Annotated in this window: 27 protein-coding genes and 1 pseudogene; 19 read left to right on the top strand and 9 right to left on the bottom strand. The window is 66.1% G+C overall.

Features of this window, described 5'->3' with window-relative positions:
* Nucleotides 1-2 precede the first annotated feature (2 nt).
* From G5B40_RS05960 to G5B40_RS05950, 3 genes are read right to left on the bottom strand one after another with little or no spacing between them, the layout of a single operon-like run.
* Nucleotides 3-803, bottom strand: coding sequence for a crotonase/enoyl-CoA hydratase family protein (locus G5B40_RS05960; protein WP_165096263.1), 801 nt, complete (start codon nucleotides 801-803; stop codon nucleotides 3-5).
* A gap of 15 nt (nucleotides 804-818) precedes the next feature.
* Complete coding sequence (locus G5B40_RS05955; RefSeq protein ID WP_165096260.1) at nucleotides 819-1,967, bottom strand: acyl-CoA dehydrogenase family protein; 1,149 nt, start codon at nucleotides 1,965-1,967, stop codon at nucleotides 819-821.
* Nucleotides 1,964-3,028, bottom strand: coding sequence for an acyl-CoA dehydrogenase family protein (locus G5B40_RS05950; RefSeq protein WP_165096257.1), 1,065 nt, complete (start codon nucleotides 3,026-3,028; stop codon nucleotides 1,964-1,966). The genes G5B40_RS05955 and G5B40_RS05950 overlap by 4 nt, the downstream gene beginning before the upstream one ends.
* Nucleotides 3,029-3,462: 434 nt before the next feature.
* Here G5B40_RS05950 and G5B40_RS05945 point away from each other — a divergent pair, with 434 nt between their 5' ends.
* From G5B40_RS05945 to G5B40_RS05920, 6 genes are all read left to right on the top strand, one after another.
* The gene (locus G5B40_RS05945; protein ID WP_165096254.1) at nucleotides 3,463-3,915 is read left to right on the top strand and encodes a MaoC family dehydratase; all 453 of its coding nucleotides are present in this window, start codon (nucleotides 3,463-3,465) and stop codon (nucleotides 3,913-3,915) included.
* A 305-nt stretch (nucleotides 3,916-4,220) separates the two neighbouring features.
* Nucleotides 4,221-5,384 carry an acyl-CoA dehydrogenase family protein gene (locus G5B40_RS05940; RefSeq protein ID WP_165096252.1) on the top strand — a complete coding sequence of 388 codons (1,164 nt, stop codon included), beginning with the start codon at nucleotides 4,221-4,223 and terminating at the stop codon, nucleotides 5,382-5,384.
* A 12-nt stretch (nucleotides 5,385-5,396) separates the two neighbouring features.
* On the top strand, nucleotides 5,397-5,579 hold the full coding sequence (locus G5B40_RS05935; RefSeq protein ID WP_165096249.1) for a hypothetical protein: 183 nt from the start codon (nucleotides 5,397-5,399) through the stop codon (nucleotides 5,577-5,579).
* A gap of 36 nt (nucleotides 5,580-5,615) precedes the next feature.
* Nucleotides 5,616-6,413, top strand: coding sequence for an enoyl-CoA hydratase (locus G5B40_RS05930; RefSeq protein ID WP_165096246.1), 798 nt, complete (start codon nucleotides 5,616-5,618; stop codon nucleotides 6,411-6,413).
* 5 nt (nucleotides 6,414-6,418) lie between these two features.
* The gene (locus G5B40_RS05925) at nucleotides 6,419-7,228 is read left to right on the top strand and encodes an SDR family oxidoreductase (RefSeq protein WP_165096244.1); all 810 of its coding nucleotides are present in this window, start codon (nucleotides 6,419-6,421) and stop codon (nucleotides 7,226-7,228) included.
* Between the two features lie 90 nt (nucleotides 7,229-7,318).
* Nucleotides 7,319-8,119 (top strand): IclR family transcriptional regulator, encoded by an 801-nt coding sequence (locus tag G5B40_RS05920; protein ID WP_165096241.1) that lies wholly within the window; start codon nucleotides 7,319-7,321, stop codon nucleotides 8,117-8,119.
* Nucleotides 8,120-8,408: 289 nt separating this feature from the next.
* On the opposite strand, the gene G5B40_RS05915 is transcribed toward G5B40_RS05920, so the two are convergent.
* Nucleotides 8,409-8,582: a hypothetical protein gene (locus G5B40_RS05915; RefSeq protein WP_165096239.1), complete on the bottom strand. Its 174-nt coding sequence runs from the start codon at nucleotides 8,580-8,582 to the stop codon at nucleotides 8,409-8,411.
* Between the two features lie 83 nt (nucleotides 8,583-8,665).
* Between G5B40_RS05915 and G5B40_RS05910 the strand changes: the two genes are divergently transcribed.
* From G5B40_RS05910 to G5B40_RS05880, 7 genes are all read left to right on the top strand, one after another.
* Nucleotides 8,666-10,201, top strand: coding sequence for a class I adenylate-forming enzyme family protein (locus tag G5B40_RS05910; protein WP_165096236.1), 1,536 nt, complete (start codon nucleotides 8,666-8,668; stop codon nucleotides 10,199-10,201).
* A gap of 93 nt (nucleotides 10,202-10,294) precedes the next feature.
* Nucleotides 10,295-10,477, top strand: a complete 183-nt coding sequence (locus G5B40_RS05905; RefSeq protein ID WP_165096233.1) for a hypothetical protein — start codon at nucleotides 10,295-10,297, stop codon at nucleotides 10,475-10,477.
* Complete coding sequence (locus tag G5B40_RS05900; protein ID WP_165096231.1) at nucleotides 10,474-10,656, top strand: hypothetical protein; 183 nt, start codon at nucleotides 10,474-10,476, stop codon at nucleotides 10,654-10,656. Before G5B40_RS05905 ends, G5B40_RS05900 begins: the two co-directional genes overlap by 4 nt.
* A gap of 77 nt (nucleotides 10,657-10,733) precedes the next feature.
* On the top strand, nucleotides 10,734-11,906 hold the full coding sequence (locus G5B40_RS05895) for a thiolase domain-containing protein (protein WP_165096228.1): 1,173 nt from the start codon (nucleotides 10,734-10,736) through the stop codon (nucleotides 11,904-11,906).
* The gene (locus tag G5B40_RS05890) at nucleotides 11,903-12,307 is read left to right on the top strand and encodes a Zn-ribbon domain-containing OB-fold protein (protein ID WP_211907423.1); all 405 of its coding nucleotides are present in this window, start codon (nucleotides 11,903-11,905) and stop codon (nucleotides 12,305-12,307) included. Before G5B40_RS05895 ends, G5B40_RS05890 begins: the two co-directional genes overlap by 4 nt.
* A 62-nt stretch (nucleotides 12,308-12,369) precedes the next feature.
* Nucleotides 12,370-12,597, top strand: coding sequence for a hypothetical protein (locus tag G5B40_RS05885; protein ID WP_165096226.1), 228 nt, complete (start codon nucleotides 12,370-12,372; stop codon nucleotides 12,595-12,597).
* Nucleotides 12,597-13,511: an HpcH/HpaI aldolase/citrate lyase family protein gene (locus G5B40_RS05880; RefSeq protein WP_165096223.1), complete on the top strand. Its 915-nt coding sequence runs from the start codon at nucleotides 12,597-12,599 to the stop codon at nucleotides 13,509-13,511. Before G5B40_RS05885 ends, G5B40_RS05880 begins: the two co-directional genes overlap by 1 nt.
* A 327-nt stretch (nucleotides 13,512-13,838) precedes the next feature.
* On the opposite strand, the gene G5B40_RS05875 is transcribed toward G5B40_RS05880, so the two are convergent.
* Entirely contained in the window at nucleotides 13,839-14,699 is an 861-nt protein-coding gene (locus G5B40_RS05875; RefSeq protein WP_165096220.1) for a TauD/TfdA dioxygenase family protein, read from the bottom strand.
* Between the two features lie 295 nt (nucleotides 14,700-14,994).
* Between G5B40_RS05875 and G5B40_RS05870 the strand changes: the two genes are divergently transcribed.
* Nucleotides 14,995-16,029 carry a DmpA family aminopeptidase gene (locus G5B40_RS05870; RefSeq protein ID WP_165096218.1) on the top strand — a complete coding sequence of 345 codons (1,035 nt, stop codon included), beginning with the start codon at nucleotides 14,995-14,997 and terminating at the stop codon, nucleotides 16,027-16,029.
* Nucleotides 16,026-16,823: pseudogene (locus G5B40_RS05865) on the top strand (M55 family metallopeptidase). The gene G5B40_RS05870 and the pseudogene G5B40_RS05865 overlap by 4 nt, the downstream one beginning before the upstream one ends.
* 343 nt (nucleotides 16,824-17,166) lie before the next feature.
* Here G5B40_RS05865 and G5B40_RS05860 read toward each other — a convergent pair.
* Nucleotides 17,167-18,177 carry a methyltransferase domain-containing protein gene (locus G5B40_RS05860; RefSeq protein WP_165096215.1) on the bottom strand — a complete coding sequence of 337 codons (1,011 nt, stop codon included), beginning with the start codon at nucleotides 18,175-18,177 and terminating at the stop codon, nucleotides 17,167-17,169.
* Between the two features lie 566 nt (nucleotides 18,178-18,743).
* Between G5B40_RS05860 and G5B40_RS05850 the strand changes: the two genes are divergently transcribed.
* The 4 genes from G5B40_RS05850 (at nucleotide 18,744) to G5B40_RS05835 (ending at nucleotide 21,407) form a co-directional block, all read left to right on the top strand.
* Entirely contained in the window at nucleotides 18,744-19,274 is a 531-nt protein-coding gene (locus G5B40_RS05850) for a gamma carbonic anhydrase family protein (RefSeq protein ID WP_165096210.1), read from the top strand.
* Nucleotides 19,275-19,729: 455 nt separating this feature from the next.
* Nucleotides 19,730-20,149, top strand: coding sequence for a hypothetical protein (locus tag G5B40_RS05845; protein ID WP_211907421.1), 420 nt, complete (start codon nucleotides 19,730-19,732; stop codon nucleotides 20,147-20,149).
* A 98-nt stretch (nucleotides 20,150-20,247) separates the two neighbouring features.
* Nucleotides 20,248-20,676 carry a cupredoxin domain-containing protein gene (locus tag G5B40_RS05840; RefSeq protein ID WP_246209716.1) on the top strand — a complete coding sequence of 143 codons (429 nt, stop codon included), beginning with the start codon at nucleotides 20,248-20,250 and terminating at the stop codon, nucleotides 20,674-20,676.
* Nucleotides 20,673-21,407 carry an RNA polymerase sigma factor gene (locus G5B40_RS05835; RefSeq protein ID WP_165096201.1) on the top strand — a complete coding sequence of 245 codons (735 nt, stop codon included), beginning with the start codon at nucleotides 20,673-20,675 and terminating at the stop codon, nucleotides 21,405-21,407. Before G5B40_RS05840 ends, G5B40_RS05835 begins: the two co-directional genes overlap by 4 nt.
* Before the next feature lie 57 nt (nucleotides 21,408-21,464).
* On the opposite strand, the gene G5B40_RS05830 is transcribed toward G5B40_RS05835, so the two are convergent.
* The 3 genes from G5B40_RS05830 to G5B40_RS05820 all read right to left on the bottom strand — a co-directional run bounded on the left by G5B40_RS05830 (nucleotide 21,465) and on the right by G5B40_RS05820 (nucleotide 24,275).
* A complete protein-coding gene (locus G5B40_RS05830) occupies nucleotides 21,465-22,163 on the bottom strand; it encodes a glutathione binding-like protein (RefSeq protein WP_165096199.1) in 699 nt (232 codons plus the stop codon).
* Nucleotides 22,160-22,594, bottom strand: a complete 435-nt coding sequence (locus tag G5B40_RS05825) for a GFA family protein (protein WP_165096196.1) — start codon at nucleotides 22,592-22,594, stop codon at nucleotides 22,160-22,162. Before G5B40_RS05825 ends, G5B40_RS05830 begins: the two co-directional genes overlap by 4 nt.
* Before the next feature lie 268 nt (nucleotides 22,595-22,862).
* Complete coding sequence (locus G5B40_RS05820; protein ID WP_165096193.1) at nucleotides 22,863-24,275, bottom strand: hypothetical protein; 1,413 nt, start codon at nucleotides 24,273-24,275, stop codon at nucleotides 22,863-22,865.
* Between the last annotated feature and the right edge of the window lie 280 nt (nucleotides 24,276-24,555).

Below are 24,555 nucleotides of genomic sequence, written 5' to 3'. Positions count from 1 at the left end.
GCCTATTCTCCGCCGAAAACGGGCTTGCGCTTCTCGCGCATCGCCGCCACGGCCTCGGCATGGTCGGCGGTGGTGTGGGCGAGCGCCTGATAGGCGGCGGAGGCTTCCAGAATATCCCCGAGGCTCTGCTGGCCGGCGGTGCGCAGCAGCCGTTTCGTCATCCGCACCGCATGCGGGGGGTTCGCCGCGATGCGGAGCGCGACTTCGCGCGTCGCCTCCATCAGTTCGGAGTCGGGAACGACCCGGGAGACGAGGCCGATCCTCAGGGCTTCCTCCGCGTCAACCATGTCCCCGGTCAGCGCCATTTCGCAGGCTTTCGACCAGCCGACGACGCGCGGCAAAAGCCATGCGCCGCCGTCGCCCGGAACGATGCCGAGCTTCACGAAACTCTCGGCGAACTTCGCGCTTTCTCCCGCGACCCTCACATCGCACATCAATGTCAGGTCGCATCCCGCGCCGATCGCGGCGCCGTTTACCGCCGCGATGACCGGGATCTCCAGCGCCTCGAAAGCCAGCGGCAGGCGCTGGATGCCGCGCCTGTAGTTCAGCCGCGTCTTCGGCGGCTGCTTGTCGTTCAACCCGCCGGAGGCGCCCATCTTCTTCAGGTTGCCGCCGGAGGAGAACCCCGTGCCCGCGCCGGTCAGGATCGCGACGCGCGCCTTCGGGTCGGCGTCGGCGGCGGCGATGGCCGCCAGTAGCGCCTCGATCATGTCATGGTCGGAGATCGCGTTGCGGGTCTCCGGGTCGTTGAGGGTGATGGTGACGATTCCCTGATCGTCGGTTTCGCTCAGCACGAGGGTCATTGCATATCCTTCCGTTCAGCGTAATCCGAGGCCGCGCGCGATGATCCCGCGCAGAATTTCCCGCGTGCCGCCGCGGAGCGAAACCGAGGGCGCGGTCATGATCGTGCGCGCCAGCACCTGCGCGAATGCGTCGCCCGCGCCCGGCTCAGCCTCCGCTGCGATCAGGCTGCGCGCGATCTCCGGTATTTCCTGCTCGAAACTTGTGCCGAGATCTTTCACCACAGTGGCTTGCAGCATCGGATTCTCACCCCGCGCGAGCATGCCTGCGACCGAGCGCGACATGCGCCGCAGCACCATCAGATGCGCCGTCAGCCGCCCGATCGCCCGCCGTTGCGCCGCGTCCGGATCGGGTTCGAGCGCACGGATCAGTTCGGTCAGAAGAGCGATGGTGGAGAGGAACCGGTCCGGCCCGCTCCGCTCGAAGGCGAGCTCGCTCATCACCTGCTCCCAGCCTTGGCCGAGTTCGCCGATCAGGGCGTCTTCGGGGATGAATACGTCGTCGAGCGTCACCTCGTTGAAGTGGTGCTCGCCGGCGATGTCGAGGACGGGCGAAACCGTGATCCCCGGCGTCGCCATGTCGACGAGAAGCTGGCTGGCGCCGCCATGTCGATCCTCCGCCGCACCGGTCCGGCAGAAGAGGATCATGTAATGGGCCGCGTGCGCATAGGTGGTCCAGAGCTTGGCGCCAGTGACGCGGAAACCGCCTGCGACCGGGCGCGCGCGGGTTTTCGCGGCGGCGAGGTCGGAGCCGCTTCCCGCTTCGCTCATGCCGATGCAGAAATAGCATTCCCCGGCGGCGATGCGCGGCAGGACTTCGCGGCGCTGCGCCTCGGTCCCATAGCGCAGAATCAAGGGCGCGCTCTGGCGGTCGGCGATCCAGTGCGCGGCGACGGGCGCGCCGTGAGCGAGCAGTTCCTCCACAACGACATAACGCTCCAGCGCGGACCGGTCATGGCCGCCATACTCCGCCGGCCATGTCATGCCGAGCCAGCCGCGTTTCCCAAGCGCGCGGCTGAAGGCCGGGTCGTGACCATTCCAGCTTCGCGCCTTCAGCCCCGGTCCGTAATCGGGACCGAGCGTTCGGTGAAGAAAGGCGCGGACTTCCGCGCGAAGCTCCGGTTGGATGGATCCGGTTTCGGGCGGACTGAAGCTCAGCGCCGTCATGCCGCGTCCTCCCCCTCGTCCATCGCGGTGAGCGCGGGCCAGAACAGGTCGGCCTCCGCCGCTGCGACGCGCGCGCCCAGTCGCTCGGCCCAGACCCCCTCCGACCCGTATTCATCGCGCCACGCCCAGAGCCGGCGGGTCAGCGGGTGAAGCTGGTATTCCTGCGTGAAGCCGATGGCGCCGTGCGTCTGATGGGCGATGGCCGCGACTGTTCCGGCGGCTTCCGAAGCGCGGAGCTTCGCGGCGCCGGCGATCAGCGCGAAATCTTCCGGCGCGCTCAGCGCGCGCGGGAGAGCATCGGCCGCCATGTCGGCGGCGGCGCGGGCGGCGGCGGTCTGCGCCGCCATCACCGCGAGATTCTGCTGGATCGCCTGAAACTTGCCGATGGGCCGGCCGAACTGTTCACGTTCGCGCGCGTAGGAGACGGTCAGGTCGAGCGTCGCTTCCATCGCGCCGGCGAGTTGCTGGGCGCGCAGCGTGGCGCCGAGCGCGGGAAGCGCGTTCGCGCCGATCGGAGACGGCGCGACCTCGGCCTCCGCCGTATCAAGGTCGAGATCGTCGCGCGGCTCGCCCGCGAGGTTGAAGCCCTCCCTTGCGACCCGCGCCCGGCCGGCGCGCGCGATGAGCGTCTTCCCGCCCGGCCCGTAGCCAAGGACGACGGTCGTGGCGGCGTGGCGACCATAGGGCGTGCGCGCCGCGGCGCCGGACAGCCGGTTGTCGGTGATCTCCACCCCCGAGGCCAGCGTCGCCGGTCCGCTCGCGGCGGGGAGGCCGGCGATCGTCAGCAACCAGTTGGCGAGCATGGTTTCGGCCAGGGGAACCGGCGCGCAATGCGCCGCCGCGATGCGGGGGAGCGAGAGCGCCTCCAGCGGCGCGAGGCCGAAGCCTCCTTCGCTCTCCCGGGCGAGCGCCAGCGGGAAACCGAGCTCCTCGATCTCCCGCCAGAGTTCGGGAGTCCAGCGCGCCGCGCCTTCGGCGGCTTTGGCGGGATGCGCGGCGAGGCTCGCCTCTTCATGAGCGGCGAAGAGCCGGTTGGCCGTTTCTGCGATCATGTCGCTCATGAGGGCCTCTGGTCTGGCGTTTCGATCTGTATATTTCAACAGTTGAAACGGTATTTCATATATGGATCCAATTACGCCGGTAACGCCAGTGGGTTCAAGTGCGCCCCCATGCGCCGCCCGCGCCAGTGCGTCGCGCGGGTCCACCTGTCGGCGGCCCCACCTCGATCAGACCGGCCCCGAGATCGGAGAGGATCGGGCTGGAGACCGGCCTGGGCGGAAGAGGCGAGTCCGCGACTTTCACGCCGCTGAGCCGCCTCACCCTGTATCGTTATTGTTGTTCAATATGTTGTCCAGTTATCCTGAGCCTCCGTCACGTGGAAATCAACGCGTTGACGCGGCGCGAACTGGTCAATATCGTTCGATTAAGGGAACGAGTTTCGGAAATACGAACTGGCGACCAACTTTCGCCAAGGCGGAAACAGAGGGAAAATTCGATGGCGGGTTTGTGGTTCGAGGAGTTCGAGGTCGGGCAGGTGTTCGAGCATTCGGTTCGGCGCACGGTGACAGAGTCGGACAACATGTGGTTCTGCAATGCGACGTTGAACGTCCAGCCGCTGCATATCGATTTCGACATGGCTTCGAAAACCGAATATGGCCAGCCGCTGGTCAATTCGCTCTTCACGCTCGGCCTCCTGGTCGGGATGACGGTGCAGGAGACGACGCTGGGCACCACGGTTGGCAACCTCGCGATGGGCGAGATCAACTTCCCGAAGCCGGTCTTCCACGGCGACACGATCCATGCGCGCACGACGATCCGGGCGAAACGCGAGAGCAAGTCGCGCCCGAATGACGGGCTGGTGACGTTCTGGCATGAGGGTTTCAACCAAAGGGACGAACTGGTCGCGACTTGCGAGCGGGTCGGGCTGATGCGCAAGCGGCCCGCCTGACCGGTGATCGCGATGCCGCTCGCAGTCAACGATGCGGACCGCGCCTTTCGGGGTGAGGCACGGGCATTTCCGCGCCAGAACCGTCCGGATGAAATGCGCGTCCGCTCCTCGCGCGGCCTCCTTCCGCGGAAGGCGCCGCCGGGTAGGGCGGCTCGTCCCCTCATGGCCCGAGGAGCAGGGCGGCGTCGGCAGGACCGGCGCGCTTCAGATCGGCCGTTTCCATGAACGGCTCTTGTTGCTGACGACGCGTATGGGCGAGGCGGAGACGCATGCCCGCCGGTTCGCGGCGCGATGAAAGGACTGGGATGAGACGGCGGCTTTCCGACGATCTTTCGACCATCCGCGACGGCGTCGCCGCGGTCTGCGAAAGATTCGGCGACGACTACTGGCTCGCGCGCGATGCGGACGGGCGCTTTCCGCACGAGTTCCGCGACGCGATCGCCGAAGGCGGATGGCTGGGCGTCACCATGCCGGAGGCGTTCGGCGGCGCCGGGCTGGGCGTGCGCGAGGCGGCGGTGATGATGAACACGGTCGCCCGGCAGGGCGCGATGTCGGCGGCGTCCGCGATCCATATTTCGATGTTCGGCCCGCACCCGATCGTCGTCTTCGGCTCGGACGAGCAGAAGAAGCGTTGGCTGCCGCGCCTCGTGCGGGGCGAGGACAAGGTCGCCTTCGGCGTCACCGAGCCGGATGCGGGGCTGAACACGCTGGCGATCAAGACCTTCGCGAAGAAGGTCGATGGCGGCTGGCTGATCAACGGGCGGAAGATCTGGAACTCGACCGCGCAGGTCGCGGACAAGCTGATGCTGCTGGCCAGGACGACGAAACCGGAGGACGCGAGGAAGCCGACGCAGGCGCTTTCGATCTTCTACACCGATTTCGACCGCGCGCAGATCGAAGTGCGGCTGATCGAGAAGATGGGCCGGAAATGCGTCGATTCGAACATGATCTTCTTCGACGATTTCTTCATTCCCGATGAGGATCTGATCGGCGAGGAGGGAAAGGGTTTCGGCTATATCCTTCACTCGATGAACCCCGAGCGCATCCTGATCGGGGCCGAGGGCGTCGGCATTGGCGAGGATGCGCTGCGCCGCGCCGCCGGCTACGCGATGGAGCGGGAGGTCTTCGGCCGCCCGATCGGGCAGAACCAGGGCATCCAGCACCCGCTGGCGGAGAACTGGATGCATCTGGAGGCGGCGTGGCTGACGGTGATGCGCGCGGCGGAGCTTTTCGACGCGGGCCAGGACTGCGGCGCGGAGGCGAACGCTGCGAAGTTTCTTGGCGCCAGAGCAGGATACGATGCGGCTTTGCAGTCCGTTCTCACCCATGGCGGCATGGGCTACGCCAAGGAATACCATGTCGAGCGGCTGCTCCGCGAAGTGATGATCGCGCGGATCGCGCCGGTCTCCGAACAGCTTATCGCCAGTTTCATCGGCGAGAAGGTGCTGGGATTGCCGAAGTCGTACTGAGGGGAGGCGGGGGTGCATGTCGACGAGGCGCGCGCCTGCGGAGTGAAGAGCGCGGAGATATCCCAGGCCGCGAAGGGCGCCATCGTCCATTGCGACAAGGCCCCGGGCGAAGCCGCGACAAGCTCTGGGATCGCGCGCGTCGCCGCCCTCGCTGGCGGGCGGGTCGCGCGCGACCGTGGCCGCGCGAGCGCCTGAAATGACGAGGCGAAGGGAGAGAGAGGAAGCCGCCGGATGACAGATCACCTGCTTGTTGATGTCGTGGATGGCGTCGCGACGCTGACCTTCAACCGTCCGAAGGAGCTGAACGCGTTCTCCTTGGAGATGCGCCATGCGATGTTCGACGTGGTTCCCGAACTGGAGGCCGACCGCGAGGTGCGCTGCGTCGTGCTGAAGGGCGCCGGCGGCAATTTCATGGCCGGCGGCGATGTGAAGAGCTTTCTCGAATTCACCAGAGAGACGCCGGAATGGCGGCGCTCCTATTTCGAGCGGCGCATCCACAATCTCGACGCGATGCTGATTTCCCTGACCCGGATGGAGAAGCCGGTGATCGCCTCGGTGGAGGGCGCGGCGGCGGGGGCGGGGATGTCCTTCATGATGGCCGCCGACATGACCATCGCCGATGAGAAAGCGATCTTCCGCTTCGCCTATTCCGCCATCGGGACGACGCCGGACGCCAGCGGCAGTTATTGGCTGCCGCGGCTCGTCGGGCTGAGCCGGGCCAAGGAGATCGCGATGCTGGCGGACCGGATGGACGCGAATCAGGCTCTCGACTGGGGACTGATCAACCGGATCGCGCCGGCGGGAACGCTGGCGGAGGAAACCGCGAAGTTGGCGCGGCGACTCGCGGACGGGCCGACGCTGGCCTATGGCGGGATCAAGAAGCTGATGAACGCCGCCGCGCTCAATCACCTCGAGACCCAACTTGCGATGGAGGCCGCGAGCTTCGGCCGCTGCGCCGCGAGCGAGGATTGGGTCGAGGGCGTGACGGCCTTCAACGAGAAGCGCAAACCCGTTTTCCGGGGGCGGTGAGCGCCATGGCGAGCCTGGATTTCTCCGGCAAGAGGGTGCTCGTCGCGGGCGGAACGAGCGGCATCAACCTTGGCGTGGCGGAAGGGTTCGCGAAGGCGAGCGCGGCGGTCTTCGTTTTCTCGCGAGACGCTGCGAAGGTCGGGGCCGCCGTCGAGCGGCTTTCCGCGCATGGCGGTCGGGCCGGGGGCGGCGCCGCCGATGTGCGCGACATGGGCGCGGTCGAGGGCGTCGTCGCGCGGGCCGCCGCGGAGATGGGCGGGCTGGACGTGGTGATCTCAGGCGCCGCCGGCAATTTCCTCGCCCTCGTGAACGGGATGTCCTCCAACGCCTTTCGGACGGTGATGGAGATCGACCTGCTCGGCACGTTCCACGTCATGCGCGCGGTCTTTCCGCATCTGACCAAGCCGGGCGCGTCGGTCGTCAATATCACGGCGCCGCAATCCTGGCGCGCGATGAGCGGGCAGGGCCATGTCTGCGCGGCGAAGGCGGGCGTCGATCAGTTGACGCGGACGCTGGCGCTGGAATGGGGCCATCATGGCGTGCGGATCAATTCGGTTTCGCCGGGCCCGATCGCGGATAGCGGCGGGGTCGCCCGGCTTTACTCCGACGAGGCGGCGCTGGAGCGGCGGCGCGCCTCCATTCCCCTGGAGCGGCTCGGGTCGAACGAGGACATCGCCAACATGTGCCTTTTCCTCGCGTCGGACATGGCGGGCTATGTCACCGGCGCGCTGATTCCGGTGGATGGCGGCGCCGGGCTAACGATGGAGGCGATGCGACTCGATCCGCGTATCGGAGCGCGGGGCGGGAATGCTTGATCTGGCGCCGCGCGCTGATGCGAATTCGGATACAGGAATTCGTTACCGATCCCTGAGCAATGTGTGCGCGCTCGCCGGAGGGTTGGCGATATGAGCGGCGTCGTTCGTCAGGACGGGCCAATGGTGCTGCCGCGCGCCTTCGCGCTGTTGCGTCTGCTCGCGGCTAGCCCGCGGGGGTTGAGTCTTTCCGATATCGCGACCCGGCTCGACGTTCCGAAGAGTTCGCTCTCATCCACGCTGAAGGCGCTGGCCGACCAGGGCTATCTTGCGCGCGAGCGGGCGCTCTATTCGCTCGGGCCGCAGTCCTTCGCGCTCGCCTCGGCGATCCTCGCCGGCAAGACGATCAGCCAGATCGCGCGGCCGTCGCTGGAAAAGGCGATGGAGGAGAGCGGCGAATCGGTGCTGCTCGCGACGCTTGACCCGGACGGCGCGCATCTGACCTATGTCGAGATCGCCGAGTCGCCGAACCCGGTGCGCTACGCCGTGCCGGTCGGCACCAGGCGGCCGCTCTACGCCACGGCTTGCGGCAAGCTGTTCCTGGCGGAACGGAGCGAGCAGGCGCGAAGGGCCTATTACGAGACGACCGCGCTGGAGAAGAAATCCGACGCGACCGTGACCGACCCGGAGGTGTTGGAGGGCCAATTGCAGGTTCTGCGCGAGAGCGGCGTCTCTATCACTTTCGGAGAATATTCGGCCGATGCGGCCGGCTTCGCCGCGCCGATCCGGGGGGCCGGGGGCGCGCTGGCGGCGGCGCTGGTGATCGCGGCGCCGATCACCCGCGGGCGGCGGGAGGCGGAGCGCTTCGCGCGGCTGTCAGTGGCGGCGGCCGGCGAGATTTCAGGAATCCTTGGCGGCGCCAGTACGGAAGGCCGGGAGAAACCCCGGGCATGACGACTCGTGTGAAAAGCGGGCGCAGGGCGACGGCGGATTGCGCAGGCGCCTACATGCCAGCAAACGGATTGAAGGCGGCCCCGCCAGCGATCGCGTTTGTCGCGGCGACGCCCGCGTTGGCCGAGGTGAGACCGCCGGACGTCGACGACTCGCCGCAGAGCGGGTGCGCCCCCGGCGCAGAACTGGTGCGCGAGGTTCGGGATCGCGCTTGCGCTCCTCTCTTTCGGATCGTCACACTGGGCGGCATCTGCGGCGAAATATTCGCCGCCACCTGGACGGGAGCCTTCTTTCATTTGCGATGCGCCGCGGCGTCGCGGTGCGGAAGCTGGACTGGCGCAGCTTCGCCATCGCGCGCGGCGGTGTTGTTCATCATGGCGTGCGCCGAGAGTTTCGTCTCCTTTGGCGCCCATCCCAGGCTGATCACGCCGCCGGTTGGGCTGGACGCCGGCGTCTCCACGCTCATCGTGCTGTTCCCGGCGCTCTCGCTTTTGGCGCCGAAGGCGGGTTTCTAATGGGTGCTGTCGTGAAAAGGACGGGAGGGCGGAAATGAACCCAGCTGAATGGATCATGCGGGCGGCGCGCGTCACGCCCGACGCGCCGGCGCTGTTCAGAGGCGAGGCGCTGGTCGCGGACTATGCCGGTTTCGCGCGCGCGACCGCAGGCGTCGCGGCAGGGCTTCGCGGCGCGCATGGGCTGGAGCGGGGCGAGCGCGTCGCGATCTTCATGACCAACCGGACAGAGTATCTTGAGGCGCTCTACGGCGTCTGGCACGCCGGCCTCGTCGCGGTGCCGATCAACGCCAAGCTCCACCCGAAGGAGGCAGGATTCATCCTTCGCGATTCCGACGCGAAACTCGTTCTGGCGAGCGAGGATGTCGGAACGCCGCTGGCGGCGCTGGGCCTCGCAGATATCGAAATTGTCATGGTGGGGACGCCGTTCGACCGGCTGAAAGCGGCGGCGCCCATGCCGGCCCCCGCGTCCATCGGCGCCGACGATCTCATATGGCTATTCTACACCTCTGGGACGACCGGCCGGCCGAAGGGCGTGATGCTTTCGGCGGGCAACCTGGCGGCGATGGCCTTCGGCTATCTCGCCGATGTCTCGCCGGTGGAGCGGCGGGACGCGACGCTATACGCGGCGCCGATGTCGCATGGCGCCGGCCTCTACAGCCTGATGTTCGCGATCGCCGGGGCGCGCCATGTCTGTCCTGAATCGGGCGGCTTCGAGCCGACGGAGATCGCCGGCCTCGCGCCGAAGATCGGGCGCGTCTCGATGTTCGCGGCGCCGACGATGATCCACCGGCTCGTTGCGCATATGCGAAAGACCGGCGGGACGGGCGAGGGGATCGACACCATCGTCTATGGGGGGGGGCCGATGCACCTGGCCGATATCGTCGATGCGGTTGAGGTCATGGGCGACCGGTTCGTGCAGATCTACGGGCAGGGCGAATGCCCGATGGCGATCTCGGTTCTGCCGCGGGAGATCGTGTCTGACCGCGCTCACGCCGAATGGCGGGCGCGGGCGGGTTCGGTCGGCTACGCGCAGGCGGTTTCGCGGATCAGGATCGTCGGCCCTGACGGACGGGTCTTGCCGACCGGCGAGATCGGTGAGATCGAGGTCGCCGGTCCTGCCGTCATGAAGGGCTACTGGCGCAATGAGAAAGCGACGCGCGAGACGCTCGTAGACGGCTGGCTCCGCACCGGGGACATGGGCGCGCTGGATGAAAGCGGGATGCTGGCGCTACACGATCGCTCCAAGGACGTGATCATTTCGGGAGGCGCGAACATCTACCCGCGAGAGGTCGAGGAGGCGCTGCTGCATCATTCCGATGTGGACGAGGTCGCGGTCGTTGGCCGGCCCCATCCCGACTGGGGCGAGGAGGTCGTCGCCTGCGTCGTGACGGTGGAGGGGCGCGCGCTCGACGAGGCGGCGCTGGACGCGCATTGCCGCGGAATGATCGCCCGCTTCAAGCGGCCGAAGGCCTATCTCGCGCTGCCGCGCCTGCCCAAGAACAATTACGGGAAGGTTGTGAAGACGGAGCTGCGGGCGCTGGTCGCTGATGCGGGGGCGCGGAGCGGTTGAACCACGGGGCATGCGCGGACTGTTCGGCGCGGCCGCTTCGGTCGCCACGCGGATACATACGAGAGTATGTAAATCAGATCGTCGATCGACAAGATGGCCCTGGCCGGCTGCGATGTGACCGTCACCGACGCCACGTCGAGAAGGGCGTCGAGCGACGCGGCGCGGCTCGTGGTCGAACTCTGCGCCAAGGCGATTTCCGCGATGACGAAGCCAATGGCCGGGCCGGATGCGACCCGGCTGGGGGCGGGGCGGCGCGCGATGGCGAGAATTACGTGATCTCGGGCGAAGATCACTGGATCTTCGCCGCGCGGGTGGTGAACAAGATGCTGCTGACCGCGCGGACGAAAGGCGGTTCCGAGGCGGAGCGACCGATCGAGGGGCCGCGGCCTTTCCGCACCGACCCGAATCGGCGCCACGTTGTGCTCCGCGAGATCGAGAAGACGGGCCGCGGATGATGCTGTGCTATCTGGCCAAGAATACGCACGACCTGCCGAAATTCTATTGACCGAAGGGTAACGGGGGAGAGAACCGCATGGCGCGACAAGCCAAGGCCTGGATCGCAGGCGTCTACGAGCATCCAACGCGGAAAGCGGTCGACAAGACCACGCCGCAGCTTCACGCCGAGGTCGCGCTCGGGGCGCTTCGCGACGCCGGGCTGACCAAGAAGGACGTGGACGGCTATTTCTGCGACGGCGTGGCGCCGGGGCTCGGCGGGCTCTCCATGGCCGAGTATATGGGGCTCAACCTCAGATACACGGACGCGACGGAGACGGGCGGTTCCTCCTATATCGTGCATGTCGGCCATGCGATGCAGGCCATCGCGGCGGGGAAATGCGATGTCGCGCTGGTCACGCTGGCGGGACGCCCGCGCGCGGAAGGCGTGAAAGCGCTCGGCGCGCGCGACCACGGCGCCGACATGCCGGAGCGGGGCTTCGAGTTCCCCTATGGCCCGGCCGTCACCAATCTCTACGCCATGGCCGCGCGGCGGCACATGCATGAATTCGGCACGACGAGCGAGCAACTCGCCTGGATCAAGGTCGCGGCCTCCCACCATGCACAGCACAACGAACATGCGATGCTGCGCGACGTGGTGACGGTGGAGGATGTGGTGAACTCGCCGATGATCGCCGACCCGCTGCACCGGCTGGATTGCTGCATCATCAGCGATGGCGGCGGCGCGCTGGTCGTCGTGAAGCCGGAGATCGCGAAAGCGCTCGGCGATCGCTGCGTCAAGGTGCTGGGGCAGGGCGAGGCGGTGAAGCACACCAATGGCGGCAGGGTCGATCTGACATGGACGGCCGCGCGCCGCTCCGGCCCGATCGCGTTCGAGGAAGCAGGACTGACGCCGGCGGATATGAAGTACGCGTCAATCTACGACAGCTTCACCATCACGGTGCTGGAGACGCTGGAGGATCTCGGGTTTTGCGAGAAGGGCGACGGCGGGAAGTTCGTCTCGGACGGGAACCTGATCTCGGGCGTCGGCAAGCTGCCCTTCAACACCGATGGCGGCGGGCTCTGCAACAATCACCCGAACAATCGCGGTTCGATGACCAAGGTGATCGAGGCGGTGCGCCAACTGCGCGGCGAGGCGCATCCGAAGGTGCAGGTTCCTGATTGCGACCTGGCGCTGGCGCACGGGACCGGCGGACAAATATCCCAGCGCTCGGGCAGCGCGACCGTCATATTGGGAAGGAGCGACGCATGATTCTGGAGATGCGCGAGCACACCGATCCGGTGATCAATCCGGAGACCGAGGCCTATTGGAAGGCTGCGAACGACGGCAAGCTACTGGTGAAATACTGCATGGAATGCAAGGAGCCGCATTTCTATCCCCGCGCGCTCTGTCCGTTCTGCATGAGCGAGCGGACAGAGTGGCGGGAAACCGCCGGGCGCGGGCGCATCTATTCTTTCTCGGTGATGCGCCGGGCCGATCCAGTCTACGCCATCGCCTATGTGACGCTAGAGGAAGGGGTGACGATGCTGACCAATATTGTCGACGCCGACCCGGAGACGCTGCGTGTCGGACAGGAGGTGGAGGTCGCGTTCGGCGCCGCCGCGAACGGTCAGGCGATCCCGCTGTTCCGGCCGCCCGACGCCACAAGGTGAGACCGGCGCGCGACGGCGTGAGGATCGCCGATCACACCGCTATGCCGATGGCGCACAGTGCGATGCGGACCCTCGGCGACATGAGGCCGGCGCGCCGGATCGGACCGGAGCGGAGCAAGGAGATGGGCGCGCCCGACCTGATCGCCGATGCGAACGTGCTGCTTCACGATCGGCGCGCGCAGGTCATGGCGCGGCCGGGCATGTCCTGCGAGACTGTTTCCGCCCGCGATCCGCGCATCAGCTACGCCGGCGTTCCCGGCGCAACCGTAACGAAGAAGGAGGAGGCGTAATGTCGTCGATCATCCGGTCCTGGCTTTTCGTGCCGGGCGACAGCGAAAAGAAACTGGCGAAGGGGCGCGGGAACGCCGCCGACGCGCTGATCCTCGATCTGGAGGATTCGGTCGCGGACGACCGGCAGGAGGTGGCGCGCGGGCTGACTCGGGAATTCCTCGCCGCCAACGCCGACCGGGGGCGCCAGGAGCTTTGGGTCAGGATCAACCCGCTGAGCCATGAGTTCTCGCTTCCCGATCTGGCCGCGATCATGCCGGGTCGTCCGGACGGGATCGTGCTGCCGAAGGCGGATTCGGCGGCGGATGTGAACCGGCTCGGCGATTTCCTTTCCGCGCTGGAGGTGCGCGAAGGGATCGCCGCGGGCGCGACACGGATTTTCTGCGTGGCGACGGAGACGGCGGCCTCGCTTCTGGGGTTCGAGAGCTATCTCAATGGCGTGACGTCCCGGCTGACGGCGATGACCTGGGGCGCGGAGGACCTCGCCGCGGCGCTGGGCGCCGCCGGCAACCGCCATCCGCGCACCGGCGAATATGATGACCCGTTTCGGCTGGCGCGCACGCTCTGTCTTTCTGCGGCGCGGGCGATCGACGCGCAGGCGGTGGGCACGGTCAACGTGAACTACAGGGACGAGGGGGCGCTGCGCGAGGATTGCGCGCGCGACATGAACTCCGGCTTCGTCGGCAAGATGGCGATCCACCCGGCGCAGAGCGAGGTCATCAATCGGGCCTTCACGCCGAGCGATGAAGCGGTGGCCCATGCGAAGCGCGTCGTCGCCACCTTCGAGGAGAACCCTGGTCTCGGCACCATCGGCATTGACGGCAAGATGTACGACATGCCGCATCTGAAACAGGCGCGCCAGTTGCTCGTGATGGCCGAGAAGCTCGCCGCGCGCGATGCGGCCGCGGGGGCGTAGCTTCGTGGAAGGGAAAGCGCCGCACGCGACGGCAGTCGCTCCGTTCTTCCTGGAAGCCGACCGGAGCAAGCGGAGCGTGGTTCCGGACCTCCGGGCCGCATAGGGCGGCGACGCGCAGAATTCGGCTGGCCGAGGGCGCGCTCTTGCACGACTTTCCGCCGAAGGCGGCGGTGAAGCCGGGCGATCCGGGACGGTTCGGCGCCATCCGCGAACCCTATGCGAGTACGGACGGTCTTCGTGCGTCTCGACGAGCGCGGCGTGAGACTTTGATGGGAGCCGCATGCCTGGCGGAGGCGCGTGAGGCCGGGCTCCTGCGCCGCGTGGCGCTCAGGCGGGGAGCGTCGGGCCCGCCTCCTTCACCGTGACGCGCCAGAGGGTGCGCGGGTCCTCGGCGCTGATCAGCGGCGCGGAGTGGAGGAGCGAGGCGTTGTCCCACACGATGATGTCTCCGGGGCGGTAGTGCGGCTGGTAGGTGAAGGCGGCGCTGGTGGAGTGCCTTGCGAGCCGGCGCAGAAGGTCGAGCCCTTCCGCTTCGTCCATGCCTTCGATGCCGAAGGACGAACCGGACACCGCGTAGAGCGCGGCCCTGCCGGTGTGCGGGTGACGCCGCACCAGGGGGTGGCGCTCCCACGCCATCTTCGCATCCTGATCGGCGGACAGGACGGAAGCGACCGTGCGCGAGCCTTTGTCCAGATCGTCGCGATTGCCGTAATGGTGACGCGCGATGAGCGGATCGAGACGGGCGCGGTCGTCCGGGGGCAGCGCCTCGTAGGCGGCGCGCTGGTCGGCGAAGGTGGTTCCGGCCTCGCCTTCGGGGATTTCGATCGCGTGGAGGATCGTGCAGCGCGCCGGCGTCGACAGGTAGGAATAGTCGGTGTGATAATAGGTGCCGCCGTCGGCCAGTCCGATATTCTCGCCTTGTTCATCTTTGCGATTCGACAGGATCAGCACGTTGGGGTCCGCCGCGTGGTGGAACTGGTCGATGACATGCGGCTCGGGTTCGCCGAAGCGGCGGGCGAAGGTGACAAGGTCGGCCGGTTCGAGTTCCTGATCGCGCACGATAATGACGAGATGCTCGTGCAGCGCGGCTTCGACGGCCGCGAAACCGGCGGAATCGAGCGCCTTGAGATCGACGCCCTCGATATCGGCGCCGAGCGGGCCGCCCGACGGACGCACGCGGATCGTCATGCTTTCTCTCCCGCAGGTCGTATCGCTTCGTCATCTTCTCAGATGGTCAACATCGGACGGACGCCGCGATCCGTCAATGCGCTGGGGGTGAACGATGCGGCGAGCATGCGCCCGGCGCGGCGTGGGGCTATTGGCTCGCGCGCCCGCTTTGCTATGCTTGATGCGACGGTTCCTCTGGAAGCGCCGGGCGCCGGCGCGGACGATGTATTCCAGTGGCGCGCGCCGGATGCATGCGGCCCGGCCGCGGGTGGTTCGCTCCGTAATGGTCGGGGTCGGCACGGGGGAGAAACTGCCTATGAAGACGGCGCGCGAACTTGGATTGATCCGCGACGGGCTGGCGACCGGCCCCCTGAATGCGATCACCGATGTGGCGGGCGTGACCGTCGGGAGGAGCGATCTGCGCGGGGCGGGCGTCGTCACGGGCGTGACGGCGGTGATCCCCTATCCGGGCGACATCTTTCGGTTGAAGCCCCGCGCCGCCGTCGAGATCATCAACGGGTTCGGCAAATCCGCCGGGCTGATGCAGGTTGCGGAACTCGGCATGATCGAGACGCCGATCCTGCTGACCAATACGTTCGGCGTCGCGCCCTGCGTGCAGGCCCTGATCCGAAGGGCCGTGACGGCGAATCCCGCTATCGGTCGCGAGACCTCGACGGTCAACGCGCTGGTCTGCGAATGCAACGATGGGCGGATCAACGACATTCAGGCGCTCGCGGTCACGGAGGCCGACGTCTTCGCCGCGCTCGACGCGGCGCGCGGCGGGGCTGTGGCGCAGGGCGCCGTCGGGGCCGGCTCGGGCATGACAGCATTCGGGTTCAAGGCCGGAATCGGAACCGCCTCTCGGCGGCTCGCGGTCGGAGATGAAGCGCATGTCCTCGGCGCGCTCGTCCTGGCGAATTTCGGCTTGCCCGGCGATCTGACGCTGCCGGACGGACGCCGTCCCGATCCGGGCGGCCACACCACGGCGGAACGGGGCTCCGTCATCGTAGTTCTGGCCACGGACCTGCCGCTTGGCGATCGGCAGTTGCAGCGCGTCGCGCGGCGGGCGGGCGCCGGTGTTGCGCGGCTGGGCGCGTTCTGGGGCAACGGCAGCGGCGATATCGCGCTCTGCTTCACCACCGCCGATCCGGTTGAGCATGAGCCGCCTGCGCCTTTCGCGGCCCAGAGGCGCCTCTCGGACGGGTTGATCGATATCGCGTTCCGCGCCGCGGTTGAAGCGACGCAGGAGGCCGCGCTGAACGCATTGTGCATGGCGCCCGCGACACCCGGCCGCGACGGCCGGCTGTTTCCGGCGCTGGCGGACTGGCTCAAGGAGAACCCCGTCAGATGAAAGTCTTCATTTCCGCCGACATCGAAGGCGCCGGCGGTATTGCGCACTGGGACGAGGCCGAGCGCACCCATCCCGACTGGGCCGAGTTCCGTTCGCTGATGACGGCGGAGGTTGTCGCCGCCTGCGAAGGCGCCCGGGCGGCGGGGGCGACGGAGGTCGTCGTCTAGGACGCGCATGACAGCGCCCGCAACCTGATCGTCGATCGCCTGCCGGAATATGCGCGGATCGTGCGTGCCTGGTCTGGGCATCCCGACGCGATGATGTTCGGCTTCGACGCCTGCTTCGCAGCGGCGATCCACACGGGTTATCACGCGAAGGCGGGAAGCGAGGCTAACCCGCTCGCCCATACCACCAACCTGCGGATCTCGCGCCTGCTCCTGAATGGCGAGGTCGCCTCGGAGTTCACGATGAACGCGCTTTGCGCCGCCCGCTACGGCGTGCCGTCCGTATCTCTTTCCGGCGACGCCGAAATATGCGTCGATGCGCAACGCACGGTTCCGGGCGTCGCGACCGTCGCGACGCGGATCGGCCATGGATCGGCGACCAATTCGATCGCGCCCGCGCGCGCCCGTCAGCAGATCCGCGAAGGCGTCGAGAGCGCGTTGACGAGCGGTCGCGGCGCGGCGCCGACCCTCGCCTCATCGTACGAGATGGTCATCGAGATGAACAACCCGACGGGCGTCTATCGCGCAAGCGGGTATCCGGGCGCCCGGAACCACGGGCCGCGGACCGTCGCATTCGAACATGCGGATTTCGGCGAGATTTTGCGCACCTTCATGTTCATGAAGATGTGAAGTCGGGCTCTCGACGCCGCGCGCCGAAGCGCTGAACCCCACGCGCTGCGCAGGGCCGCGAGCACTTCCGGCGCGGTCGACGGTAACAGTCGATCACGCGCGTCGGTCAGATGCGTGAATTTCCCGTGGCCCCGGCGGGCAGGGAACTTCGGAATGCGCACGAGTCAGTAGAAAACCGGCATCGCCCCTGTTCCGCCGCTCGCCACTTCGCAACGGATGCTAGCGACTCACCGAACGGTTTCCCGCTGCTGAAGGCCGCGACACTCGCCGAGATTGCGGCCGGGCTCTTGGTGCGCGTGGCTTGCGGCTCCGGCACGACATCGAGCGCCGTTGGGTTCGCCGGTCAGGTGTGGAAGAAATTCGATTTGCCGTAGCGGGCTATGATATCTTGCGGGTCCACGGCGTCCTCGCGTCGCGTCCCGTAGAAAAAGGTGCAGGATGCGGCCTCCTGCGCGCGCCGGGACTGGCCAAGAAAATGGTCGGTGAACTTCACCCAGAAGAACAGCAGTTGCGCGAGTAGCCGCAGCGCCGCCGCCACCTTGCGGTTGCCGGACAGAGCCCGGAAATATTCGGTAAGCGCCCAGGTCAGGCTTGTGCCCGGACCGGCCACGACGCCGCTGCCGCGCTCGTCGAACTTTTCGAAGAGCAATCTGTGGCCGCTCATCGTGAATCGGGTGAAGTCGTAAGGGCCTTCGTGGACCGCCTGTAGAAACGGCACCTCGGAATAGACATATCCATCCGCGCGCAGGACGCGGTGGATTTCCTCTGCCACCACCCATGGTTTGAGGACATGCTCCAATACAGCAGTGGTGATGACGCCCGTCAGGCAGCCGTCGCGAAAGGGCAAGCGGTGGGAATCGCAATAGAGATCGGTGTCGGAGGCCTTGTCCACATCGCAAAAGATCAGTTCGGCCTGCGTTTCTTCGAACAGATCCAGGATTTCCTGTTTTTGATGGCCGCACCCGATTATCAGGATCCGTTCGTTCGGGCCGCCACGCTCTCTCGCGATTTTCTTCAGGTTTTCGGCGCGCACGAGATTGACGGAGCGACTGGGCGCCAACCCCTTGATGCGCGCGCGCGCGCCCGTTGCGCCCTGCATCGTGCGGCCGCCTTCCTCGGCGGCGTAGGCCTGAGGGGGAAAGAGAGCGTTTCCGGAGTGCATCATCACCAGAGCGCCGTTGCATATCTCGTAGACGCGCGCGCAGTGCGGACATGTGATCGGAGCGTCGCCCCGACCTTCAATGGCGGTCGTGCATTCGACGCATTCCAACAGACCGTCCAGATTCGCACTTGTGCGCACCAGCGCCCCCCTTCCGAACTTGCCCGGGCCCGTTTCGTTGGCGCGCGCGGACATGGTGCGACGTCGTCGACGCTGCCGGAGCCGCCCGGACGGCGCATCGAGATGTGCGCCTGGTCGCTGTCGTACGCGCAAAACCGGATCACTTCATTGGTCGACCGAACATCGCGGCGAGCACAATCCTGAACTCGACCCACTCGTGAACGGGCGTCTCCATCCCCGCGCCGCACGCGCAGAATGTAGCAGCTTGGGGGCGGCGGCGTCACTCGGGAAATGATGGTGGGCGGCGGCGGCGATCCGGCGCGCGGCGAACGTGCGTGGCGCCGCACCCACCGAGCTGGAGTCGCCGTTCGCGCGATGTGCCGCTGGACGGAGGACGCGCTGGTCGCCCGGGCCGCGCTCTGCTATTTCGGCTCCGGGCGCGCCCGCGGCGGCGCCGCGAAAGGGTTGCCGATTGATCGGCGAAAGCGCGGCTTCTCGTCGAAGCCTGTCCGGGGTCGGCGCAGCGACAGGAGAGCGCCAGCGACGGGTGGCTCCTGGTGGTCCGCGACGCGTCGCGGGCCGGTCGCAGAAGGGCCGGGCGTGCAGGCTCGGGTGCGAAAATCGTCGAAGGAGTTCGAGACATGACAGGGATCTACGCGCTGGATGGAAAGACGCCGCGCCTGCCGGAGGATGACGACTACTGGGTCGCGCCCGGAGCGCGGGTGATCGGAAATGTCGCGCTCGGTTCCGGCGTCAGCATCTGGTTCAACGCGGTGCTGCGCGGCGACAACGAGTTGATCGAGATCGGCGACGGCTCGAACGTTCAGGACGGTACGGTGATGCACACCGATCCGGGTTCGCCGCTCAGCGTCGGCCGGAACTGCACCGTCGGCCACAGGGCGATCCTGCACGGTTGCGATATCGGGGAGGGGAGCCTTGTCGGCATGGGCGCGACGGTGCTGAACGGCGCGAAGATCGGACGGAATTGCCTGATCGGCGCGAATGCGCTGGTGACGGAAGGCAAGGAATTTCCCGACGGGCTGCTTATCATGGGCGCGCCGGCGAAACCGGTTCGGGTGCTGGACGAGGCGACGATTCGCGGGCTCGCCGAATCTGCGAAACATTACCGGCAAAACATGAGGCGGTTTCGAACGGGGCTGGCGCGGGGTTGAGGCGCGCGCCGGCCTGATCGCGGCGCTGCGGGCGCGCGCCCCGGGGCGAAGGGCGACAATGCGATTGCGACCGGCCGGAGGGCCTCCCGCGTCCATATGATCGCAGGCGTCTCCTGCTGGCGCGATATTCATGCGGTTTTTCGGGGCCGGCAGGCGAGCGTGGCGCGCCGACGTCCTTTCCGCGAAGGCCGCGATCAGCTCCGCGCGGGTCTCGGCCCGTTTTCGCGGCGCGGCGCTTCGCGCTGGCGAGAGCGCGCGTCCTGCCTTCCGCGACGAGATATTTCGTCGGCGGACGCGCGCCTGCCCACGTGCGTTCGAGGCGCCGATCGAGCCGCATGAACTCTACGCCGATTTAAAGAGTCCGGACACGGGAACCTTTCGCGTTGCGCCGCATCAGACCGTTCGAGCGCCTGAATACCGGCGCCGCAGCGACTGTCGAAATGAAAGGAACCGACGTGTTTAAATCCACGCTTCTGAGCGCCGCCCTCGTGCTGGGGGCCGCGGCGTGTGCGACCGCCCATGACGAAGACGCCCTTCGTATGGCCCCTCCGGGCGACCCCTATGTTCAGGTCAGCGATGTGCTGCCGCTGCCGGCGTTCCTGCCGGGCCTCGGCACGCTGTTCGTGAACCCCGAGACGTTGCCGGCGGGGCCGTTCCTTTCATATGACCATGACGGCAAGCTCTCGGCCACGATCTATATGACGCCGCTGGAGGAGCTTCAGAACGGCACGGCCTACGACGATCTTGCGATCGGCGCGCATCACGTGTCCTCGGTCGACATCTACTACAACGCCGGTCATCCCGGGGTCGAGAAGCCGCACGCGCATGTCGTCCTCTTCCATGACGATGAAGCGAAGGGGCGCCTTGCGAAATGATGGTCTCACGCAGGGCGTTCCTGACTTTGGGGGGTGGCGCGCTCGCCACCCTCTCGAGTCCGGCCCTATTGCGCGCCGGGCCGCGAGAACAGATCGAGATGAAAGGCACGGCGCGCGGTGAACGCATCTGGTTCGCGCCGCGCGGGCTCGCCGTCGCGCCGGGGTCGACGGTTCGCTTCGTCAACCGCGATCCCGGCAACAGCCACACCGCCACCGCCTATCACCCCGAGGTTTACGGGCGGACGCGCCGTATCCCCGCGGCCGCCGCGCCATGGGACAGCGACTTCCTCCTGCCCGACGAGAGTTTCGAGGTCACGCTCACGGCGCCGGGGGTGTATGATTACTACTGCATTCCGCACGAGATGGCGGCCATGGTCGGGCGCATCGTCGTCGGCGCGCCCGGAGACGCCGGCTGGGAGGGGCCGAGCGCCGACGCCGAGGACGTCTCGCCCGAGGTGCTGGCGGCGCTGCCGGGGGTCGAGGAGATTCTCGCGAACGGACGGATCGAAGAGGAGGACCGGGCATGAGCGCCCAGCCGAATGAATGGAGCGCGATCGCCGAAACTAATCGGTCAACCCCTACGCTTCCGGGGCCGGACGCTTCGGAAGCGGAGCTTGTCGACGCCGCGAGGGCGGGCGACGAAGCCGCCGTGCGTGAACTGATCCGCCGCATGAACCCGCGAATTTTCCGCATCGCCCGCGGCGTCGTCTCGAGCGATGCGGAAGCCGAGGACGTGGTGCAGGAAACCTATCTGAAGGCGTTCAGCCGTCTGGACACGTTCCGCGGAGAAGCGCGGTTCTCCACCTGGATCACCCGCATCGCGCTCAACGCCGCATTGATGCAGCTCCGCCGCGCCCGCCCGCAGGAGGAATATGACACCGTGGCCGAAGATGATGCGAAAGCCACCCGCATACTGGCCTTCCCCGGTCAGGACCCGGCCCGGCCAGATGCGGATCTCGGGCGCGCGCAGATCCGCGCGCTCCTCGAGGACGCGGTCGCCGGGCTGCCGGCGGAACTGCGCCTGCCCTTCCTTTTGCGAGAGGCCGAGGGCATGAGCGTGCTCGCCATCGCGCGCGACCTGTCGCTCAATCCGGTCACGGTCAAGACACGGCTGTTTCGCGCCCGCCGCCGCTTGCGCAACGCGCTCGAACGGCGGGTCCAGGGCGGGTTCGACGCGATTTTCCCGTTCGGCGGCGCGCGCTGCGCCGGTATGGCGGACAAGGTGGTGGCGGAGCTGCGGGCTGCCGGGCGTCTCTGACGCCGCTTCGCTGCGCGCGCGGGTTCTTTCAGTCGGAAGGCGGGTTCAGCTTTCGCTCTACGCCGTCGGCCGGCGGGGACCCGCATCGCCGAAGAGGATGTCGCGCTCCGCGGCGTTCATCTCCAGCCGGCGGCTCTCGCTCAGCACCTTGACGCCGCGGCGGACGGCGGGCCGGGCGCGGATTTCCTCGAACCAGCGTATGACATTCGGATAATCGGCGGGATCGTGCCCCTGCTTCGCGATTCCGTGCGCCCAGGGCCATGTCGCGAAATCCGCGATGCTCAACTCCTCCCCGGCGAGGTAGCGCGCTTCGGCGAGACGTTTGTCCAGCACCCCGTAGAGCCGTCGCGCCTCGCGGGTGAACCGGTCGATCGCATAGGGGACCGGCTCCGGCGCGTCGGTGCGAAAGTGGTAGCACTGGCCGAAGATCGGCCCCACCGCGCTCATCTGGAACATCACCCATTGCAGCGCGAGGTGGCGCGAAGGGCCTTCTGGAGCGAGAAAGCGCCCGGTCTTTTCCGCGAGATAGATCAGGATCGCCCCGCTTTCGGCCAGCGCCATCGGCGCGCCGCCGGGGCCGCCCCGGTCGATGATCGCCGGGATGCGGTTATTGGGGCTGATCGCAAGGAATTCCGGCGCGAACTGCTCGCCCCGGCCGATATGAACCGGATGAACGCGGTAGGGCAGGGCGCATTCCTCCAGCATGACGTGGACCTTGTGGCCGTTCGGCGTCGCCCATGTGTAGAGGTCGATCACGGCGTAGACGCCGTGACGATCAGCGCCGAGCGCGCGTCTTCCTCATAGGCGGGCAATCCATCGTCGAGCGCCACCCAGGGCAGGCGGAAGGCGGCGAAGACATGGCGCTGCGGCGGCGCGGCTGCGGGTTCGTCCAGAGTGCCCGCTGGGATGTCGTAATACCGTTCGTAGTGATCCGAACGGGCGGCGACATGCGTTCCGCAGGCCGCGCAGAAACCGCGCGCGCCGCTTTCACTCGACTCGCGCCAGCGCGGCGCCCCTTCGAACGTCACCCTGTCCTTGAGCACGGTCATCCAGATCACGAAAGGCGCGCCGCTCGCGCGCCGGCACATGCCGCAATGACAGGTGCTGACGATCCGGGGCGCGCCGTCGATCCGGTAGCGGAGCGCGCCACAGAGGCACCCGCCCTCAAGCCTTGTTTCCTCGGTCATATTCCCTCCCATCTCCCGCGCGGGCGCGGGGCGCCGTTTGCAGAGTTCTGTGCGTTCCGCCCGCAACGCCTTTATCGCTTTATCCGGGACCCTCCAGCACTCACTCACAATAGTGAACTTTGAGAAAGGCGTGAGTCCACGATGACCTAAGCGTAGATTTCGCGGCCAACACGGACAAGAGATGATGAAAACGGCGACATTTGAAGCCGGAGCCGGTGACATATCTAGCAACGGAGCAATGGAGAAGCCTCCCGAAGGACGCCAGCGTTCACAGACTGAATCCGCCGCGCAGATATGATGGCGTATTCAGCTCGAAGTTCCGCGCGATCGTAGGAAACACTTCGGTGGTCGAAACGCTGTCGGTCGAAGTGCCGCCCCGGCCGGGCTTGTGTGGATCGTAAACCAGAAGTACCCCTTGCGGAATGTGATAAGCGTTGGCGCCCGCCGCATCTTGTAGCGAGATGTTAGAGAACCCGAACGCGGTATAATCCACCGCCTCGCCCTTGTAAGTCGCCGATACTTTCAACTGATTCACTAGTCCGAATCCCAACCGGATAATGCCCTCGCCCAGTTCTTTGATATTTATTCCCTTGCCATTGATGCTGAGTGCTCCGACATTTTGAAGAAAGCGCGCCCGGGATTCTTCGGTTACATAGACGTTGAATTGCGGAATCATCGACGGACGACGGTGCCAGTCACTTGGTTGCATATCCAAGGAGGCCATCAGGCGCTGCATGCTCGAAATAATGACCTGACTTTCGATCTTCTTTTTCTCCTGCACCGCCTCCTGACCCATGCTCGATGCTACAACCAGCAGGTGGTCTGGAGATCGCTCCACAAACTCCATCAGATGAGAGAGCTGCGAGGCCGTTTCTCTCATCGTGAAGGGGATCTCGTTCCGCCAAGCCTCAATCCACGCGTCATCATATTGGAGCTCGTCATAATCTTGTGGAAAGATTGCCGGCCAGTAGCGATGCATCGATGACGCCACGTGGTTGGTGAAGAAGAAGGACGCGTCTGGCTTGTCCGCAATGAGCGCTTTCAGAAAGAAATCAAAGGCAATCTGAACCTGAGACGTACGCCTTCGGACTACGCGCTTACTGTTGATGCGCTCGGAGGCTATTTGACTAGCCAGTTTTCCGATGGTCGCTGCGCGTAACCCTAGTCCGGGTGCTTTCCTCACGAATTCGATCGCTTCCCGTAGAGCAATTCCGGAGTGCGCGTTGCGCCCGTTCATTCCTACCATTCTCAGATTGAATTCCTGGAAGGCTTCATATCTGCTGGGAAAGCATTCTGGACCAGCGGCAAAAGTGTCCGGAACGTAGAATGAATATTGTTCTACGTTATCTGGAAGCGGGTAGGTGTGCAGGCTTCCGAACATTCCAACCCTGCAGCCTTGTCTGGCAAGGAAATCCCAGATCGGCGGCATTTCTTTGTTAACATGAGACAGATCCATACCAAAATCGGAGATTTCGTGATCTTCGTTGGTCACGCCACGATGTAGGGTCGGCCAAGTAACCCACGGGCTGAGATGTCCGGCATCTTCAGTGTATGTTTCGTAGCGTAGGGCATGTCTGTTTAATCGCGCGAACGCACTGTTTGGAAATGCGAGTGTAAAATGATCAAAAATTCTGCTGGGAACTTCGTTTAGCTCATAGAATACAATCTTTTTCTTGTTCACAGTGTGTCTCCGCCTATGCGGGAGCGGTCAGACTCTATTCGATCTTGAAAAAAACGTATGTACTCTCACTCTACCACTTAAACGCGAGTCAGGCCGCTCAGCCGAGCAATGGAGAACCGTATGTGGATTTCGACTATTTTGTCAATAGTTTAGATAATTATGTAGTGGCGCAGGCTGATTTCACTGTATTAAAAGTTTACATTACGATTCAGTTCACGGTCTTTTGTGATTCGACCGCAATTCAGGTGCATTGAACTTCAATTCGCCCCGAAAGTACTGT

The sequence above is a fragment of the Pikeienuella piscinae genome (assembly GCF_011044155.1).
GTDB lineage: Bacteria > Pseudomonadota > Alphaproteobacteria > Rhodobacterales > Rhodobacteraceae > Pikeienuella > Pikeienuella piscinae.
The sequence above is the reverse complement of the archived record's forward strand: the minus strand, read 5'-3'. Positions and strand labels throughout refer to the sequence as shown.